Origin of the sequence: Methylobacterium soli, assembly GCF_008806385.1 — a bacterium.
Lineage (GTDB): Bacteria > Pseudomonadota > Alphaproteobacteria > Rhizobiales > Beijerinckiaceae > Methylobacterium > Methylobacterium soli.
On the sequence record NZ_VZZK01000005.1, the window covers coordinates 129,276 to 146,675 of the forward strand.

Sequence of the window (17,400 nt, forward strand, 5' to 3'; positions counted from 1 at the left end):
TGGCAAGGTTCGAGTCAAGCGGCGATCCCAGGATCGAGGAGGAAGAACCGGATGGGCAGAGCGTTCGAGGTCATCCCGGTGCTCGACCTGCGGCATGGGCGCGTGGTCCGGGCGCGCATGGGCGAGCGGCACTCCTATGCCCCGATCGAGACGCCCTTGGCAAAGGGCTCGGAGCCCGGCGCCGTGGCGCGGGGGCTCCTCGACGCGGTTCCGGCCCGCATCCTCTACGTTGCCGATCTCGACGCCATCATGGAGGGGGCGCCGCCCGACCGCGCCGCCCTGGAGCGGATCGCCGCGGCCTGCCCGGAGACGCGCCTCTGGGTCGATGCGGGGTTCTCCGACGCGAGGCGCGTGGAGAGCTTCCTCTCCGCCGGCCTTGGGCTCCCGGTGATCGGCAGCGAGAGCCAGGGCGATCCGGACCTCGTGCGGCGCCTCGGCGACCGGGCGGTGCTCTCCCTCGACAGCCGGGGCAGGGAGCGGCTCGGGCCGGCGGCGCTCCACGATGAGCCCGGGCTCTGGCCGCGGGACGTGATCGTGATGGCGCTCGCCCGCGTCGGCGCGGGGGCGGGGCCGGACCTCGCCGGGATCGCGGCGGCGCGCGCCCTCGGGGGGGACCGGCGCGTCTACGCGGCGGGCGGCGTGCGCGGGCCGGAGGACCTGCGGGCGCTCCGCGGGGCGGGGGCGGCGGGCGTCCTCGTCGCCTCGGCGATCCATGACGGCCGGCTGCGCGCCGGGGACCTGCTGGATTGCGGCGCGCCGGAGAATGGCGGCCCTGCGCCCCCAGCATGAGAGCGGGAGGGGCGGCATGAAAAAAGGTGGGACGGCATCTGCCGTCCCACCTTCGGACCTATCGGCCTAGGAAGATCGAAGCCAGTCGCTGGAGCAGGCCCCGCGGTACGGGCGGAGGCTCGCTCTGCCCAGGACTGCCCCCGATCTACGCGTTGGCGGCGAAGGGGTGCTGGGCGGAGTTGCGCTGCTCGGTGACCGTGGCGGCCTTCGGCTCGCCGTTCACGGCGCGCTGAATCGAGAGCTTGGTGGCCTCGTAGTTATACTTCTGGATCTTCGCGTCGTCCGCGGCTTCCCAGTGGATGAACACGCCGACCAGGATGAACAGGTCGTCGGCCTCGTCGGCCGGGATGATGCCTTCGGCAACCGCATCCTGCACCGCCTTGGCGACGCCGTGCTGGGCAGGGCCGAACATCTGGACGGCCTGACGGGCGTCGTTGATGGTGACCTTGTTGAACATCAGCGTGTTGGGCTTGCACGGCAGGTTCGGCGCGATGACCGCGAGCAGGCTGGTGAAGCCGTGCTTGTTGTTCACGAGGCCGTTGCAGAAGGCCGTCTCGGCCGGCGAACCGCGCGGTCCGATGATGAGATCGATGTGGGCGACCTCGTTGCCATCACCGACGAGAGCCTCGCCGACCTGCACCTTGTTGATCTTTGCCATTCGGGGTCTCTCCCTGCAAATCGAAAAGTACGGCCGCCCCCGGAGCAGGCGCGGCCAAGGGCCATCCTTGTTTGCGGACGTTCGGCAAGGAGCCGAACCGGTTAGCCCGGATAGCGGCGCGGACCCTACAGCGGGCCCTCTCCCGTAACAACCCTGCTCAAAGCGCTGAAATCGGTAAATTATCGGGTCAGGGTTGCTGTCCAATCGGGAACCCGTCAGGGTTTCGTGCGTGCCCCCGGCGACGGGCTTCCGAGCGCCGCGCCGGCGCCCGCGAGGGCGTCGTGGAACAGGGTCGCGACGGTGAAATCCGCGCTGGTGCCGGGGTTCAGGCCGCAGCTCTTCAGGCGTGAGTCGTGCGCCAGCAGCGCGGCGACCGGCTCCGTCCGCAGGTCGAGGCCCCCGAGCGCCCGTTCGGCCTCGGCGCGGGCGGCCTCGGCCCGCGCGGAACCGTACTTTCGCGCGATGTGGCTGTCGGGGACCTGCGTCAGGTAGGCGAGATGCACGGCCGTGGTGGTCCAGGGGGCTGAGAGCCCTGCGCTGCGGGCGGCCGCGAGGGCGGGCAGGCCGATCCGGCAAAGCTCGGCGTAACCGGTCACGTAGGCCCGCGCGATCGCGTCGCGCGGGGCGGCCTCCGCCATGGCGGCGGCGAGCGGCGGGACCGGCCCCGGGGCGGCGACGTCGTGGCGGGCCGCGCGGCCGAGGCCGCCGGGATTGGCCCGCCGGATCGCCGCGTAGACGCCCTGCGCGTCGGCCTCGTCGAGGTGATCGAGGATTCCCGGAAGATCGCGGCCGCGCTCGGCCGCCAGCGCCAGGGGCGCGCAGAGGAGAAGGATGCCCAGATTGGTGTTCTGTCCGACGGCGTCCATCGTGGCGCGCATGGCCGCCTCGACCCGGGCGCCGACCCCCGCGCCGGCCCGGGCGAGGTGGGGGGCCGAGACCTCGGCGCTGGTCACGAAATCGGCCACCGCCATGCGGTGGCCGGCCGCGAAGGCGTGGACATTGCCGGGCTTGAGGGCGTCGAGCTCGGCGAGGCAGGCGGCGCGGTAGAGCGAGGCGATCAGGCTCGGCGCGAGGCCCGGCATGGCGTCAGCCCTGCGCGGCGATGCGCGGGAGGAGCGGCGCGGCGGCCGGCACCAGGCGCGGAGGCCGCGCCGCCCGCACCGCGTTGAGGAAGCCTCGGGCGACCGCGCCGGCGATGTCGACCTCCGTCACCTTCTGCAGGCCCGACCAGGCCGGCATGCTGTTGACCTCCAGCACGAGGTATCCCCCCTGCCCGTCCTCGACGAGGTCGATCCCGGTATAATCGACCCCGATCGCCGCCGCGGCAGCCTCCGCCAGCGCGGCGGCCGCCTCCGGCATGGCCCAGGGCAGCGGACGCCCGCCCGCATGGACGTTGGTGATCCAGCCGTCGCCCTCTCGGATCATCCCGGCGATGGCCCGCCCCTCGCAGACGAAGACCCGGTAGTCGCGCCAGAGCCCGTCGGCGCGGGGAATGTAGCGCTGCAGGTAATAGACCCGGGCCACCGCGTCCTCCGAGGGCAGGTCCTCCGGCCGCTCGATCAGCTGCAAGCCCTCCCCCTGCGATCCGAACAGTGGCTTCAGGACGATCGGCCTGCCCGGCCGCGCCTCGCGGGCGACGAGCTCGGCCGCGGCCTCGCGGCTGGAGAACACGAAGGTATCGGGCGTCGGCAGGCCGGCGCGGGCGACGAGGAGGCTCGTGGCCGCCTTGTCGACGGAGCGCTCGATGGCGACGGGGCTGTTCCAGACCGTGACGCCCGAGGCGACGAGGGCGTGCAGCACGCCGAGGCGCAGGGTCGTCGCCTCGAAGGTGCCGCCCGCGATGGTTCGCAGCAGCACCCCGTCGGGAAGCGCCTCGGCAAAGCCCGGCACCCGCAGCGGCTCGCCCTGCCCCGTCACGATGGCGACGTCGGCCAGCGAGAACAGCACCGGTTCGGCCCCGAGCGCCCGCAGAGCGGCGAGGAGCCGCCCCTTGTGCCAATTGCCGTTATCGGCAGCGAGCCCGATGCGCATCGTGATCTGTCCTGTGGGGCCCGGGATGAGGGGAATCCTGCCGCCCGGCCATGTCTGCCCGGCCATGTCCGCTTGGCCATGTCCGCCCGAGGCGGCGCGACGCGGCCCGGATGACGGCCTCCCGATCGCGCGGGCGCGGGAGGCCGTCAACGGCCGCGTCTCACCCGCCACCGCGGGACGGAGCGGTCTCGCGGGGGTGGCGCGCTACGCGAAGGAGGCTTCCACCAGTTCCGGCATCAGGTGGCCGCCGCGGAAGCTCTTGCCGGTGGTGACCGAGGTGACGATGACCTCGGCGGGGCTGAACAGGGCGCCGTCGATCTTGTAGAAGTCGCCGTTCACCCGGCCGAAGACCTCCGCGAAGGGCGAGCCGTGGTCGCTGGAATTCGTCGAGGGCAGCTGCTCGGCGAGCTGGCGCGCATCGGCCTCGTCGGCCTCCACGAAGAGCTGCACCCGGCCGCCATAGATGATGGCGTCGTTGGTGCGGCCCATGGCCTGGATGAAGTCCGGGTGCTGGGGCGAGAGCGGGGCCGAGCCGATGCCGTCCACGATCTTGTGCAGGTCGAACCCGACCGTGTGGGCCTTGTGCAGGGCCACTTCGAGGACGCGGGCGACGACCTGGGTGGAGCCGGCGAGCGATTGCGTCGGCGCGAAGATGAAGGTCACGTCCTCGGGGCGCAGGCCCGCGGCCTCCGCCACCTTGGCGACCACCGAGGCCGGCGGGCCGCTGGCGGCCTCGAGCACCAGGGCGGTCCGCGTCGCGGAATCGCGGTAGCCGAGCTCCTGGTAGAGGTCCTCCACGACCGCGACGGCGCGGCCGGGGCCGGAGCCGAGGGCGAAGAAGCCGGAATCCCCGCTCTCGTCGGCGAGGCTCCAGCCCGCATACTGGCTGCCGAGGCAGGCGATCACCGGATCGGTGGCGTGGACCACCACGGAATAGGGCCAGGACGCGACCGGGCCCGAGGGGCTGATCGTGACCGTGCCTAGGCCTCCGAGGCAGATCTCGGCCATCCGCCGGCCCGCCTCGATCGAGCCGCGCACGCTCGCGCCGGCATCGACCATGCGGGCGCCGCCGGGTTCCTGGGTGACGGCGAGCCGCAGGACCTCCGCGTCAGCGACGAGGCGCTCCACCAGGGGAGCCGTCAGCGCGTTGACGCTCGGATACTTCACGGTCGTGCTCATTCGTTTCCTCCTGGTCGAGGAGGGCCTGCAGATGCGCCGCCCTCTCCCGCAACATTCGCTTCACCGCGTCCGCATCCGCCCCCGTCGCCAGGAGGGTGCAGAGCGGCGCATCCCGGGCCACGTCCGTGCCGGCGCGGGGCCGGTCCCGCGCGTGATCGGGCCAGTCGATCCGCGGCACCGGGTGGTAGTCCCGGGCCCCGTAACAGATCTCGGCGCCGGCTGCATCCACCGGTGGTGGGCCGAGATGCACGAGTCGGCCCGCGCTCGCCGCGACATGCGCGGAGATGAGGCTCGATCCCCGCCGGTCGAGGATGTCCAGGGTGGCGCCGGGGCGCGGGTTGATCTCGGTCAGCCACCATCGCGCCCCGTCCGAGAGGAGGTCGGCGCTCGCGAGACCGCGCAGGCCGGTCTCGGCGACCAGCCGGGCGATGGCCGCCGTGATCGCCGCCACGAGGCCCGGCTGCAGGGCCGGCGCGGCGTCGCGGCCCCGCGCGATCGCGCCGGCATACCGGAAGGGCCGCAGCCGCGACGGCAGGCTCCATTGCTCGGTCAGCGCCAGGACGGCGAGGTCGCGCCCATCCGCCAGGATGTTGAGCGCGAAGGCCCGGCCGGGCATGCGGGCCTGGAAGTAGTGGCCGGTGGGCGCGCGCCCCCGCGTCGCCGCCCGGATATGGCTGCCGCCCGAACCGCCGACGCGCTTGAGCAGGTAGCGCCCCGGTTCCTCCACGGGCCCCGTCGTCACGGCCGGGTGGGGAATGGCGAGGCGCGCGCAGAGGGCCGCCATCCCGAACGGGTCCTTGAGGATCGCCACCGTCTCGGGGGCGGCGCCGAGCAGGCGGTGGCGCGCGGCGATCCGGGCCATCAAATCCGGCGCGCCCTCGAAGCCGCTGCCGAGGACGAGGCCGAGCGAGCGGCCGCCGGCCAGCGCCGCCAGCGCCTCGATCTGCGCCAGCGCGCCGGCCCCGCCGAGCCGCGTCGCCCCGAAGCGGCCCCGCAGGGGCCGGTAGGCCTCGGCCAGCGCCAGGGTGTCGGCGTCGCCGAAGAGGTCGGCGACGTAGGGCCGAAGCCCGGCGCGCCGCGCGGCCTCCGCGAGCGCCCGGCCGGACTGGGCGGCGATCAGGATCGCGTCGCCGCCCATCGGGGCGCGGCCCCGCGCCCTGCCCCGCGCCCTCGCCTCAGCCCGCGATCTCGACGGCGAGCGCGAAGGCGTCGCGGAAATCGAGGCAGAGGGGCTGGTCGGAATCCAGCATCCGGCGGAACAGCCGGCACTGGGTCTGGTACTTCACGTTGCCGACCGCGAGCGCGCCGATGCCGAGGCCCTTGCCGGTGGGCAAGGCCACGTCGACGGCGTTGACGTCGATGCCCGCGATGCCGGCCGGCGGCACGGCGTTGACGTCCGAGGCGACCAGGAGCTTCGGGGCCGATTCAAGGTCCTCCGCCGACAGGATCGGGATGCCGGCGGGGCCGGCCGAGAGGATCACCTCGGCATCGCGGATCGCCTCGCGCCGTGCCTCCGGGGTCGAGCCGTCGACCGCCCCGACCTCGATGCCGAAGCGCCACTTCATCGTGAAGGCGATCTTCGAGACCCGCTCCTCGCCGTCATGGCCGACGAGCACCGACTTGGCGCCCTCGAGCGCCCCGATCACCGCCGCCACGTAGGCGACGACGCCCGCGCCCCCGAAGATGACGATGCGCTTGCCCTTGAGGTCGGTGTTGAACTTCGTCCGCAGGGCGCGCGCCACCTCCGCCACCATGGCGGCGCCGGTGGTGAAGGAGCCGGCGGGGTCGGCGAAGATGTGGTTGGCGAAGGGCGGCACGAAGGCCTTCTTCGCCCGGTCCACCATGTCGAGGGCGTCCTCGGCATTCTTGCCGCCGATGAACAGGCCGGTGCGCGGCCCGTCCTGGGGCGCGCGGGAGAAGATCGAGTCCTGGGTCAGCGAGACCACGTCGGCGAGATCGACCCCCGTATAGGTCACGATGGTCTCGAACCCGGCATCGATGGCCATGTTCACGTCGAACGGGCTCATGTGCTTGAGGGGCGTGAGCATGTGCAGGATCGAGCGGGCCATGGTCGGTCTCCTTCCCCCAAAAATCGTCGCGCGCGCGCCAAGTCCCGGGCGCCGTACGCGTCTCCGTTCCAAAGCCGGTTGCAACCCCTGCGGTCAAGCGCCGGATTGCGGGAGGGGGCCTGCGCCGACGGAGGAGGTGGAGGGTCGCATCCGGCATCGCAGGCCCCGGCGTACACCCCCGTAGGCCGGCAACACCTCACTCCGCCGTGATCGCCGCTCCCGTATTGCGCCCGCGCGCGATCAGGAAGCGCAAGGGACCCGGGCGCTCGATCTCGGCGACGAGGGCCCGGGCCTCCGCCTCCGAGGGCAGGAGGGCGAAGCCGGTCGGTCCCCAGGAGCTCTGGCCGTAGCCGGCGATGCCGCGGGCCGCGATCATTGCCAGAGCCTCGGCGACGGCGGGGCTGGCGTAGCGGCCGCCCTGATGGGGGGCGAAATGGTCGCCGATGCGGCGCTGGATCGTCGTGATGCCGGTCCCGAAGGCCTGCGCGTCGGCCACGATTGCGGCCGGCATCACCTGCATCAGCACGGTCCGGCAGATCTCGGCGGCCTGGTCGGCGGGGAAGCGCGGAAGGTCGCGGAAGGCCTCGACCTCGCGGCTCCCATGCACGCCCGTCATGCCTTCGTCGAGGATCAGGACGACGCGCCAGGCCTCCGGATAGGGCAGCCGGGCGATGACGGGGGGCGGGCTGCCCCCCGCGTCGCGCCCGCCATCCACGATGAGGCCGCCCTGCGTGAAGGCCGCGAGCCCGACGCCGGAGCGGTTGCCGCGATCGAGGGCGTCGGCGAAATCCGCCGGAGCGAAGGGGCGGCCCGCGAGGCGCGCGAGGGCGGCCGCCACCGCGAGGGCGAGTTGCGTGCCCGAGCCGAAGCCCGCATGGGGCGGGATCGCCGCCGCGACCCGGAGGGAGGCGGCCTCGGGAATGCCGAGATGGGCGGCGGCGGCGCGCGCGTAGCCCCGCACGCGCTCGGCCTCGGGGCCCGCCACGTCGAGACGCTCGTTCCGGGTCGCGGTGATCTCGACCGCGGGCGCGTCGACCGCGAGCCCGATGCTGCCGAAGCGCCGGCCGAGGCCGCCATGGAGGTCGAGGAAGCCGAAATGCAGCCGGGCCGGCGCCCTGACGCGGATTGATGCCGCGCGCCTGCCGGCCCCCTCGCCCGCGCCGACCTCCATTACCCCCTCGCTCCGATCCGGGACCTCAGCCACGATGATCCCTCTTGCTCCGTTCCGGTCATGCGGAGGGCCGCTGGCGCCGGTTCCATGGGCGGAACCTGGCGGCCGGACGGGGCTTCGCCGCGAAGCGGGCTTGTCCCACGGAGGGCCCGTTCGGAGCAACCGTCGATCCCGCCCGGACGATCCTGAGAAAGGCGGAAATCTGTCACCGGGCCTTGCTTGGCGCGCTTGACCGATGCAAATGTTCGCCCCCCGTGCATCGGCCGACGGGGGCCCCGAGGGGTCCCGACCGGTCGCGCAGGCCCTGCCTGGGCTGCGCCGACCCCGCGATGCTCCAACAACGCATGCAAGGTGAGGGTGGATGGCAGCCTGGGTGAAGGGTGGGGCGACGGATGCGGAGACCGCCATCGCGGCGGCCGCGACCCTGCTCGCCGCCGCGCGCGCGCCGGTCGTGGCCGGTCTCTGCGCCGAGCTCGCCGCGGTGCGCGCGGCCATCCACCTGGCGGGCACGCTGGGCGCCTCCCTCGACACCGCCGGCGCCGCCGGAACCTACGCGGAGCTCGGCGCGCTGAGCCGCACCGGCGCCATGCTGACGACCCCCGCCGAGGCGCTCGGCCGGGCCGATACGGTGCTGGTCCTCGGGGCCGCGCCCTGGGACGCGCCGATCCTGCCGGCCCTCGCGGCCGGGGCGCCGACCCGCGGGCGCGCGGCCGGGACCGAGCGCGCCCTCCTGTCCATCGGCGGCCCGGGCAACGGGGCGACGCGCCACGTCGCCTATCCGCAGGAATCGGGCGCGCTCGCGCTCTCGGTCGCGCATCTGCGCGCCTTCGCCAAGGGGCATCTTGCCGGCGAGTCGGCCTATGCCGACCTCGCCCGGCGGCTGTTCGCGGCCCAGTACGGCGTCGCGGTCTACGACCCGGCGGAACTCGGCGAGCTCGGCATCGAGATGCTGCAGGGCCTCGTCAAGGATCTCAACGAGACCACCCGCTTCTTCACGCTCCCGCTCTCGGGCCCGAACCAGGACCGGGCCGTGGTCCAGCTCTCGGCCTGGACCACCGGCCAGGCGCCCCGCCTCGGCTTCGGCCGCGGCCTGCCCGAGCATGATCCCTGGCGCTTCGACAGCGCCCGGCAGGTGCGGGCTGGCGAGGCCGACGCCGCCCTCTGGCTCGCCTCCCTGCCCAGCCCCCGCCCCGACTGGCTCGGGCGCCTGCCCTCCGTCGCCATCGTGGGCGAGGGCAGCCCCGACGCGGTGGCGGATGCCGCCGAGATCGTGATCGCGGTGGGCGTGCCCGGTGAGAGCACCGGCGGCGCCCTCTGGAACGAGGGCCGCGCCACGGTGACGTACCAGCCCGCCACCGGCGCGCCCGCCGAACTCACCGCCGCCGACGTGCTCGGCCGAATCCGCGACCGCCTCACCGATCAGAAAGGCGCCTGATGCTGACCCGGATCAGTGGTGGACGGGTCGTCGACCCGACCGCGGGACGTGACGCCGTCGGCGACGTCTGGATCGAGGACGGGCGCGTCGTCGCTCCCTCCGAGCGCCAGCCCGACCGCACCATCGACGCCACCGGCTGCGTCGTGATGGCGGGCGGCGTCGAGGTTCATTCCCATATCGCGGGCGGCAACGTGGTGCTGTCGCGCCTGCTCCTGCCCGACCTCTACGTGAGCGAGGCCGCGCCCGAGGGCCACCCCTTCGCGCATGCGGGCGGCTCGGCCGCCTGGATCGGCGCGAACTATGCCCGGATGGGCTACACCACCGCGGTCGAACCCGCGATGCCCCCGGTCAGCGCCCTCTCGACCCAGCTCGAACTCGCCGACATCCCGCTCCTCGACCGGGCCGCGCTCTGCGTGATGGGCAATGACGACCACCTGCTCCAGCTCCTGCGCGACCGCGAGGGCAAGGCGGCGGTGCGCGACCTCGTGGCGCTCAACGTCGCGACCTCGCGGGCGCTCGGCGTCAAGTGCATCAATGCGGGCGGCGCCTCCGCCTTCAAGGACGGCGCCCTGACGCTGAGCCTCGACGACGAGATCCCGACCTACGGCCTCTCGACGCGCAAGATCATGACCGCGCTCCTCGACGCGGTGGAGGAGATCGGCGTGCCGCACCCGCTGCACGTCCATTGCAACAATCTCGGGCTTCCGGGCGCGGACAATTCCTTCGTGGCGACCCTGGAGGCGGCGGAGGGCCGGCGCATCCACTTCGCGCATGCCCAGTTCTACGCCTACGGCGTCGTCGATCCCGAGAACCCGATGACGGGGGGCTTCCGCTCGGCGGCCGCCCGCATCACCGAGGCCATTGAGGCGCACCCGAACGCGACCTTCGACGTCGGCCAGGTGGTGTTCGGCCAGACCGTGACGATCTCGCTCGACATCCTGCGCCAGTTCGCTGGCCGCAAGGGCGCCAACCCGAAGAAGTGGATCCTCACGGCGGGCGATGCCGAGGGCGGCGGCGTGGTGCCGTTCCTCTACCGGCCGCGGGGCCCGACGAGCTCGTTGCAATGGGCGATCGGCCTCGAGCTGATGCTGCTGTCGCGCGATCCCGAGCGCACCATCCTGACGACCGACCACCCGAATGGCGGCCCGTTCACGGAATATCCGCGCATCATCCACCTGTTGATGGACAAGGAGGCGCGCGACCGCGAGATCGCGACCCTGCCGAAGGTGGTGGGCGAGCGCTCCTCCCTGCCCGGGATCGAGCGCGAGTACACCCTCTCGGAGATCGCGCAGCTGACCCGCTCCGGTCCGGCCAAGCTCCTCGGCCTCGACGATCGCGGCCATCTGCGGGCCGGCGCGCGGGCCGACGTCGCGATCTACCGCGACGACCGGGACCGGACCGCGATGTTCTCCCGGGCGCGGCTCGTCCTGAAGGACGGCGTCACCATCGTGGAGGACGGCGAGGTGGTGGATTGGCGCGCCGGCCACACCCTCGAATTGTCGGTCGAATCCGACAAGGCGATGGCGCGGCGCACCGACACCTACCTGCAGGACCGCTTCGGCCAGGGGCTTGCCAGCTTCGCGGTGCCGGACGAGGCCTTCCCGGTCGCGGATGTGTTCGAGGACGTGGCATGCCGGGCGTGATTGTGAGGCGGTGCGTGAGGACCGGTGGCTGAGATGGCGGAACTCACCCTGAACGGCATCAAGGTGGAGGACACCTTCGCCGAGGCCTTCGACGTCGCGGGCACCGCGATCATCGTCACCAACGACACCGCCAAATGGGCGATGATCGCGGCCGTGACGATGACCGGGTTCGCGACCTCCGTGATCGGCTGCGGCGCCGAGGCCGGCATTGATGCCGAGCTCTCGCCCGAGGAGACCCCGGACGGGCGGCCCGGCGTGCGCATCCTGCTCTTCGGCTTCGAGCCGAACGGGCTGAAGGAGCAGCTCCTCAAGCGCGTCGGACAATGCATCCTCACCTGCCCGGGGACGGCCTGCTACGCGGGCGTCGACGGGCCGACGAAGATCAAGCTCGGCGGCGCCATCCGGTATTTCGGCGACGGTTTCGCGGTGGCCAAGCGCCTGACGGACGAGACCGGAAAGAGCCGTCGCTACTGGCGCATCCCCGTCATGGACGGCGAGTTCCTGTGCGAGGATTTCGTGCGGGCGGTGGACGGCGCGGTGGGCGGCGGCAACCTGCTCTTTCTCGGCCGCAAGCACGCCGACACGCTGAAGGTCGCCGAGATCGCCGTCGAGGCGGCCCGCGCGGTGCCGGGCGCGATCCTGCCCTTCCCGGGCGGCATCGTGCGCTCCGGCTCCAAGGTCGGCGGGCGGACCAAGGGCATGATGGCCTCCACGAACGACGCCTATTGCCCGACGCTGAAGGGCCGGGCCGGCTCCGCCCTGCCGCCCGAATGCGGCGTGGTGCTGGAGATCGTCATCGACGCCCTCACCTCCGGGGCGGTCGCCGAGTCGATGCGCGCGGCGCTCCACGCCTCTACGGAGGTCGGCGCGCGCCACGGGCTCGTGGCGGTCACGGCCGGCAATTACGGCGGCAATCTCGGCCGCCACCACTACCATCTCCGGGACCTCCTCACGAAACCAGGTGCAGCATGAGCGTCCTCACCTTGCGCGAGGCGCCCCCCGAGCGCCTCGATCTCCTCAACATCACGCCGCTCGCGCTCTCGGGTCTCTCGGAGGCCGAGGTTGCCCGGCTCCCGATCGGCACCACGCGCCGGGGCCTGAGCCTCGGGGATTGCTTCACGGTAAAGCTCGACCGCTCCGACAGCCTCGTGATCGAGGGCGGCTCCGAGCGCCTCGACCAGGTCGGGGCGGCGCTCTCGGAAGGCACGATCCGGGTCGCGGGCGATGTCGGCCAGCGCCTCGGCGAGGGCATGGCGGGCGGATCCCTCACGGTCGAGGGCGCGGCCGGTCCCTTCGCGGGCGCCGGCGCGACCGGCGGCCTCATCACGATCGAGGGCGATGCGGGCGACCATGCCGGCGGCGCGGTCTACGCCGCCAAGGCCGGCCTTGACGGCGCGACGCTGATCATCCGGGGCCGGGCGGGCGACCATCTCGGCGACCGGATGCGGCGCGGCGTCATCGTGGCGGGCGAGGCCGGGGCGTTCGCGGGCTCGCGCATGATCGCCGGGACCCTCGCGGCCCTGAAGACCGGCGATCATCCGGGGTTCGGGATGCGCCGCGGCACGCTGCTCGTCGGCGCCCACGGCGCCCTCGGCCCCACCTTCGTCGAGACCGGCACGCATGATCTGGTGTTCCTGCGCCTCCTCGTCCGCTCCCTGCGGGCCCTGAGCCCGGCCCACGCGGATCTGGCGGCCGGCGCCCTCCGGCGCTACTCGGGCGACTTGGCGACCCTCGGCAAGGGCGAGATCTGGACCGCGGCCGCCTGAAGCCCTGGCCGCGGCCCGCCGCTGCCGCATATGACGCGTGATTGACCGGGCCGCCCTCCCCGCGGCGGACCCGGATCCGTCCGTCATGCAACGAGGCGTGGCCCCATGATGATCCTGCTCTCGATCTGCCTCCTGTCGCAGCCGACCACCTGCCGCGAAGACCGGATCAACCTGTCCTACGAGGCCTCGAGCCCCTTCATCTGCCTGCGCAACGGGCAGAGCGCCATCGCGACCTGGCAGGCCGCCCATCCCGAATGGCACGTCGCCCGCTGGCGCTGCGCGGCGCGCGGCAGCGAGCCGAAGAACCTCTAGGCCGGGCTCCCCGGGGCGCCCGACGGCTCCGCGCCTCACCTCTCCCGTCCGTGGGAGGTCGAATCCGCGATAGCGGAACGGGTGAGAGGACAGGTTTTTCCGAAAAGGTCACTTCCCTCAACCCCACCCTCTCCCGCACGGGAGAGGGGGCGCGTCGCGCTATCCGGGCTGGTCCGGATACGCCGCCGCCCATCCGGGCTTGCCTCTGGCGCTCTAAAACGAAGATGGCGCTGAGCGACGTGCGCCCCACCTCTCCCGTTCGGGAGAGGTCGAGTCGGCGCGAGCCGACCGGGTGAGGGGTGCGACCTTTCCGGACAGCGCGCACCCCTCACCCCAACCCTCTCCCGGACGGGAGAGGGGGCGCGTCGCGCCATCAGGGCTGGTTCTGGCACCCATTCCCGCGTCGCTGCCGGTCGCGCGCCAAGCACCACCTCTCCCGTCCGGGAGAGGTCGAGTCGGCGCGAGCCGACCGGGTGAGGGGTGCGGCCTCTCCGGACAACGCGCACCCCTCACCCCGGCCCGCTTCTCGGGCAAGCTCTCCCGCACGGGAGAGGGGGCGCGTCGCGCCACCCGCGCCTGTTCCGACACGCGGCGCGTCATCCAGGCGCCGCGCTGACGGCAGAGCGCATTACCACTCGCGTTCGGGAATGGTCGGATCCGCCGCGCGCCTCTTGGCCTTGCCGCCCCGCGGTGACACTGTCGCGCCCGTGGCCGCCTCGCCGGGAGCGGGTCCGGCCCGGATATGGGGACGATGCGCTCACTCAAGGTCCGTTTCGCGCTGCTGCTCGGCAGCACGACGCTGCTCGTTATCCTGGCGGCGGCCGGCGTGCTCTGGTCGATCGCGGCCGCCGAGACCACCATCGACCGGACGCTCGCGGCCCAGCGCCGGCTGGAATTGCTGGCCGAGTTGTCCGGCCGGCTGACCCAGTTCGGCTTCGCCGCCGTGGAGACCGTCGGCAACCCGGACGGTCAGCCCGAGGCCCTGTCCATCGCCCGCACCAACGTTGACCGGGCGCTCACCACGGTGGACGAGGCCCTGGCGGCCACGATCCTGGCCACCGACGATCCCCTCGACCGGACCCAGTACGCCGCCCGCATCCGGCCGATGCAGCAGATCCGGGCCGCCCGCGTGATCCTCGACCGGCAGGTCTCGCAGATCGAGCGTCGGACCGATCCCGAGAGCCGCAAGAACGCCATCCAGGGGGCGCTGAACGGCTTCGGCGCCATGACGGGCCAGCCCCTCTCCTTCCTGATCGAGGCGGAGCGCCGCACCATGGTGCTCGGCTCCGAGCAGGCGCGGGAGCTGTCCGGGCGCCTGCGTGTCGCGGCCGGCCTCGCGGTGCTCCTCGCGCTTGCCATCGTGATCGTGCTCTACCGCAGCATCACCCGCCCGACGCTGGCGCGGATCGAGGCGGTCCGGAAGGCGGCCGGCGCGATCGGCGGCGGCGCGCTTGGCACCCGCCTGTCGGTCGCGACCCGCGACGAGCTCGGCCTCCTGGTCGCGAATTTCAACCGCATGGCGGCCCGCCTCTCCCGGCGCGAGGGCCGGCTCGCCGCCGACCGCGCTGCGCTGGAGGACACCGTGGCGGCCCGCACCGCGGATCTGCGCGCGGCCAACGAGCGCCTGGAAGCCGTCGACCGCTCGCGGCGCCGCTTCTTCGCCGATGTCAGCCACGAACTGCGCACCCCGCTCACCGTCATCCTCGGCGAGTGCGACCTCGCCACGCGCCCGAGCGCCCGCGAGGTCGATCCCGGGCCGGTCTTCGCCACCATCCGCAAGCGGGCCCAGCGCCTGAAGCTGCGGGTGGAGGACCTCCTGCGCGTCGCCCGCTCGGAATCCGGCCAGATCGAGCTGGAGCGCCGCGCCGTCAGCGCCGTCTCGGTCCTGGCCGAGGCGGTGGAGAATGCGGGCTCCGAGGCCGCGCGCCGCCGGGTTGCCCTGGCGCTGGAGCCGGGCGACCGCGACATCGAGATCCTGGCCGATCCCGAATGGCTGCGTCAGGTCGTCGAGAGCCTGATCGACAACGCCCTGCGCCACGCCGCCGGCCTGACCCGCGTGACGGTGGCGCTGACGCAGTCCGAGGGGCCGGATGGCGGCCTTGCCAGCGTGACGATCACCGATGACGGGCCGGGCTTCGGCGAGGCGGAGGAGCGCCTGTTCGAGCGCTTCCGGCGCGGAGAGCGCGCCGGAGAACCCGGCTTCGGCATCGGCTTGGCACTGGCGCGCTGGGTGATTGAGCATCATGATGGCGCCATCCGTCTCGGGCGGGGCGAGAACGGCCGGGGCGCGCGGGTGACCCTCGACCTGCCGGTGCTCGACCTCGCGGGTCGGCAGAACAAGACGCGCGACACACGGGAGAGCGCCGCATGACGCGGGTATTGATCGTCGAGGATGACAGCGACATCCGCGCCATGCTGGCCCGGGGCCTGGAGGCCGAGGGCTTCTCCGTCGGGATGGCGGGCTGCGTCGGCGACGCGCTGACGGCCGCCCGCGACGAGGCGCCGGAGGCCGTCGTCCTCGACATCACGCTGCCCGACGGGTCCGGCCACGACGTCTGCCGCTCCCTGCGCGAGGGCGGCTATCCGGGCCCGATCCTGTTCCTCAGCGCGCGCGACGAGGTGCGCGACCGGGCCGAGGGCCTGGCGCTCGGCGCCGACGACTACATCGTCAAGCCCTTCGTGTTCGACGAGCTCGTGGCGCGCCTGCGCACCCATCTCCTGCGCCGCAAGGAATCGGACGAGCCGCGCACCATCGTGACGGCGGGGCGCCTCACCCTCGATCTCAATGTCCGGCAGGTCAGCTTCGGGGATGCGACAGCACGCCTCACGCCGCGCGAGGCCGAGCTCCTCGCCATGCTGATGGACCAGGCGAACAAGCCGGTCTCGCGGGGCGACATCTTCGACAAGCTCTGGGCGAGCCAGGGCGGCCTCTCCCTGAATGTCGTCGATGTTTACGTAGGTTATCTCCGAACCAAGATGTCCGACTTCGTCCGCTTCGGCGGTCCGATCCTCACCACCGTGCGCGGGCGCGGCTTCATGCTGGACCTGCGCGGGCAGGATTTCCGGCACTGATCCCCCGCATTTCTCCGGAGGGTTCCGGGAGCATCTGGCAATTTAGCGCTTGAAGAGTCCGGCGGAATTGACGATATAGCTCCCGCGACAGAAACCACTGCGCCGTCAGCATCTTAGGATCTTCTTAGGGAGGTTTCCAGGATGTTTCTGACGATCGAAGAATGAGGAGAAACACCATGAAGTGGGCAGCCCCCGTCGTTTCCGAGATCTGCGTCGGCATGGAAGTCACGAGCTACGAGTCGGCCGAGATCGACACCTTCCACTAAGGTGTGAAGCCGGGCCGGGGATTGCAGGCGGCGTGAGTTGAATCCATGCGTGTCGTGATCCTCGGTTCGGCGGCCGGCGGCGGACTTCCCCAGTGGAATTGCCGCTGCCCGAATTGCAACCTCGCCCGGACCGAGCCGTCCCGGGTCAGGCCCCGCACTCAGTCGAGCATCGCGGTCTCCCCCGACGGGGAACGCTGGCTTCTGGTGAACGCCTCGCCGGACATTCGGCAGCAGCTCTTCGACAATCCCGTCCTGCACCCGCGGGAGGGCCTGCGCCACTCGCCGATCCACGCGGTGCTGCTCACGAACGGCGACGTCGACCACGTCGCGGGTCTCCTGACCCTGCGCGAGGGCCAGCCCTACACCCTCTACGCGACGCGAGGCATCCTCGGCTCGGTCAACGACAACAGGGTCTTCGACGTGATGGCGGCGGACGTGGTCAGGCGCGAGGCGATCAGCCTCGACCAGGCCTTCGAGCCGGTCCCGGGCCTGCGCCTCACCCTGTTCGCGGTGCCCGGCAAGGTGCCGCTCTGGCTCGAGGATGCCGCGATGGAGATCGGCGCCGAGACCGAGACCACGGTCGGCGCCATGATCGAGGCCGGCGGCCGGCGCCTGGCCTATATCCCGGGCTGCGCCCGCGTCACCGACGGCCTGCGCGAGCGCATCGCCGGGGTCGACGCGCTGCTGTTCGACGGCACCGTGCTCTACGACGACGACATGATCCGGGCCGGCGTCGGCACCAAGACGGGCTGGCGCATGGGCCACGTGCCGATGCGGGGCGATGGCGGCTCCGTCGCGGCCCTCCGGGACGTGGCGATCGGGCGGCGCGTCTTCGTGCACATCAACAACACCAACCCGGTGCTGGTGGAGGGCTCCGAGGCCCGTGCCGAGGTCGAGGCCGCCGGCTGGACCGTGGCGCATGACGGGCTCGCCTTGAGCCTCTGACGGGCTCCGGACCGGGCCGGCTGGCAATCGCCGACGCCAGCTTTATCTTTTGCACGATTGAGTC

At 72.5% G+C, this 17,400-nt stretch carries 17 protein-coding genes; 10 read left to right on the top strand and 7 right to left on the bottom strand.

All coding sequences use genetic code 11. The features are described from left to right. Positions 1-51 precede the first annotated feature (51 nt). The gene (locus tag F6X53_RS06655; protein WP_150998575.1) at positions 52-789 is read left to right on the top strand and encodes a HisA/HisF-related TIM barrel protein; all 738 of its coding nucleotides are present in this window, start codon (positions 52-54) and stop codon (positions 787-789) included. Positions 790-934: 145 nt separating this feature from the next. Here F6X53_RS06655 and fae read toward each other — a convergent pair whose 3' ends face one another. The 7 genes from fae to F6X53_RS06690 form a co-directional block, all read right to left on the bottom strand. Beyond that, entirely contained in the window at positions 935-1,447 is a 513-nt protein-coding gene (fae, locus tag F6X53_RS06660) for a 5,6,7,8-tetrahydromethanopterin hydro-lyase (protein ID WP_150998578.1), read from the bottom strand. 215 nt (positions 1,448-1,662) lie between these two features. Continuing rightward, complete coding sequence (locus tag F6X53_RS06665; RefSeq protein WP_150998581.1) at positions 1,663-2,529, bottom strand: triphosphoribosyl-dephospho-CoA synthase; 867 nt, start codon at positions 2,527-2,529, stop codon at positions 1,663-1,665. Positions 2,530-2,533: 4 nt separating this feature from the next. Continuing rightward, the gene (locus F6X53_RS06670; RefSeq protein WP_150998583.1) at positions 2,534-3,478 is read right to left on the bottom strand and encodes an ATP-grasp domain-containing protein; all 945 of its coding nucleotides are present in this window, start codon (positions 3,476-3,478) and stop codon (positions 2,534-2,536) included. A gap of 204 nt (positions 3,479-3,682) precedes the next feature. Beyond that, positions 3,683-4,657 (bottom strand): methenyltetrahydromethanopterin cyclohydrolase, encoded by a 975-nt coding sequence (gene mch, locus F6X53_RS06675; protein WP_150998586.1) that lies wholly within the window; start codon positions 4,655-4,657, stop codon positions 3,683-3,685. Then, a complete protein-coding gene (locus F6X53_RS06680; RefSeq protein WP_150998589.1) occupies positions 4,587-5,795 on the bottom strand; it encodes an ATP-grasp domain-containing protein in 1,209 nt (402 codons plus the stop codon). The genes mch and F6X53_RS06680 overlap by 71 nt, the downstream gene beginning before the upstream one ends. Positions 5,796-5,832: 37 nt before the next feature. Beyond that, positions 5,833-6,726 (bottom strand): NADP-dependent methylenetetrahydromethanopterin/methylenetetrahydrofolate dehydrogenase, encoded by an 894-nt coding sequence (locus F6X53_RS06685; RefSeq protein ID WP_150998592.1) that lies wholly within the window; start codon positions 6,724-6,726, stop codon positions 5,833-5,835. A gap of 196 nt (positions 6,727-6,922) precedes the next feature. Continuing rightward, on the bottom strand, positions 6,923-7,930 hold the full coding sequence (locus tag F6X53_RS06690; RefSeq protein ID WP_373876015.1) for a beta-ribofuranosylaminobenzene 5'-phosphate synthase family protein: 1,008 nt from the start codon (positions 7,928-7,930) through the stop codon (positions 6,923-6,925). Between the two features lie 328 nt (positions 7,931-8,258). On the opposite strand from F6X53_RS06690, the gene F6X53_RS06695 reads away from it, so the two are divergent. The 9 genes from F6X53_RS06695 (at position 8,259) to pqqB (ending at position 17,336) form a co-directional block, all read left to right on the top strand. Beyond that, positions 8,259-9,332: a molybdopterin-binding domain-containing protein gene (locus F6X53_RS06695; RefSeq protein ID WP_150998595.1), complete on the top strand. Its 1,074-nt coding sequence runs from the start codon at positions 8,259-8,261 to the stop codon at positions 9,330-9,332. Then, positions 9,332-10,975 (top strand): formylmethanofuran dehydrogenase subunit A, encoded by a 1,644-nt coding sequence (locus F6X53_RS06700; RefSeq protein WP_150998598.1) that lies wholly within the window; start codon positions 9,332-9,334, stop codon positions 10,973-10,975. Before F6X53_RS06695 ends, F6X53_RS06700 begins: the two co-directional genes overlap by 1 nt. Before the next feature lie 33 nt (positions 10,976-11,008). Next, on the top strand, positions 11,009-11,947 hold the full coding sequence (fhcD, locus tag F6X53_RS06705) for a formylmethanofuran--tetrahydromethanopterin N-formyltransferase (RefSeq protein WP_150998601.1): 939 nt from the start codon (positions 11,009-11,011) through the stop codon (positions 11,945-11,947). After that, positions 11,944-12,741 carry a formylmethanofuran dehydrogenase subunit C gene (locus tag F6X53_RS06710; RefSeq protein WP_150998604.1) on the top strand — a complete coding sequence of 266 codons (798 nt, stop codon included), beginning with the start codon at positions 11,944-11,946 and terminating at the stop codon, positions 12,739-12,741. Before fhcD ends, F6X53_RS06710 begins: the two co-directional genes overlap by 4 nt. 105 nt (positions 12,742-12,846) lie before the next feature. After that, complete coding sequence (locus F6X53_RS06715) at positions 12,847-13,053, top strand: hypothetical protein (RefSeq protein ID WP_150998607.1); 207 nt, start codon at positions 12,847-12,849, stop codon at positions 13,051-13,053. A 751-nt stretch (positions 13,054-13,804) separates the two neighbouring features. Then, complete coding sequence (locus F6X53_RS06725; RefSeq protein ID WP_150998613.1) at positions 13,805-15,424, top strand: sensor histidine kinase; 1,620 nt, start codon at positions 13,805-13,807, stop codon at positions 15,422-15,424. Next, complete coding sequence (locus F6X53_RS06730; RefSeq protein ID WP_150998616.1) at positions 15,421-16,125, top strand: response regulator transcription factor; 705 nt, start codon at positions 15,421-15,423, stop codon at positions 16,123-16,125. The genes F6X53_RS06725 and F6X53_RS06730 overlap by 4 nt, the downstream gene beginning before the upstream one ends. A 176-nt stretch (positions 16,126-16,301) precedes the next feature. Next, the gene (gene pqqA / locus F6X53_RS06735) at positions 16,302-16,391 is read left to right on the top strand and encodes a pyrroloquinoline quinone precursor peptide PqqA (protein WP_109896664.1); all 90 of its coding nucleotides are present in this window, start codon (positions 16,302-16,304) and stop codon (positions 16,389-16,391) included. Between the two features lie 45 nt (positions 16,392-16,436). Next, positions 16,437-17,336, top strand: a complete 900-nt coding sequence (gene pqqB / locus F6X53_RS06740) for a pyrroloquinoline quinone biosynthesis protein PqqB (RefSeq protein WP_150998619.1) — start codon at positions 16,437-16,439, stop codon at positions 17,334-17,336. Positions 17,337-17,400: the final 64 nt, after the last annotated feature.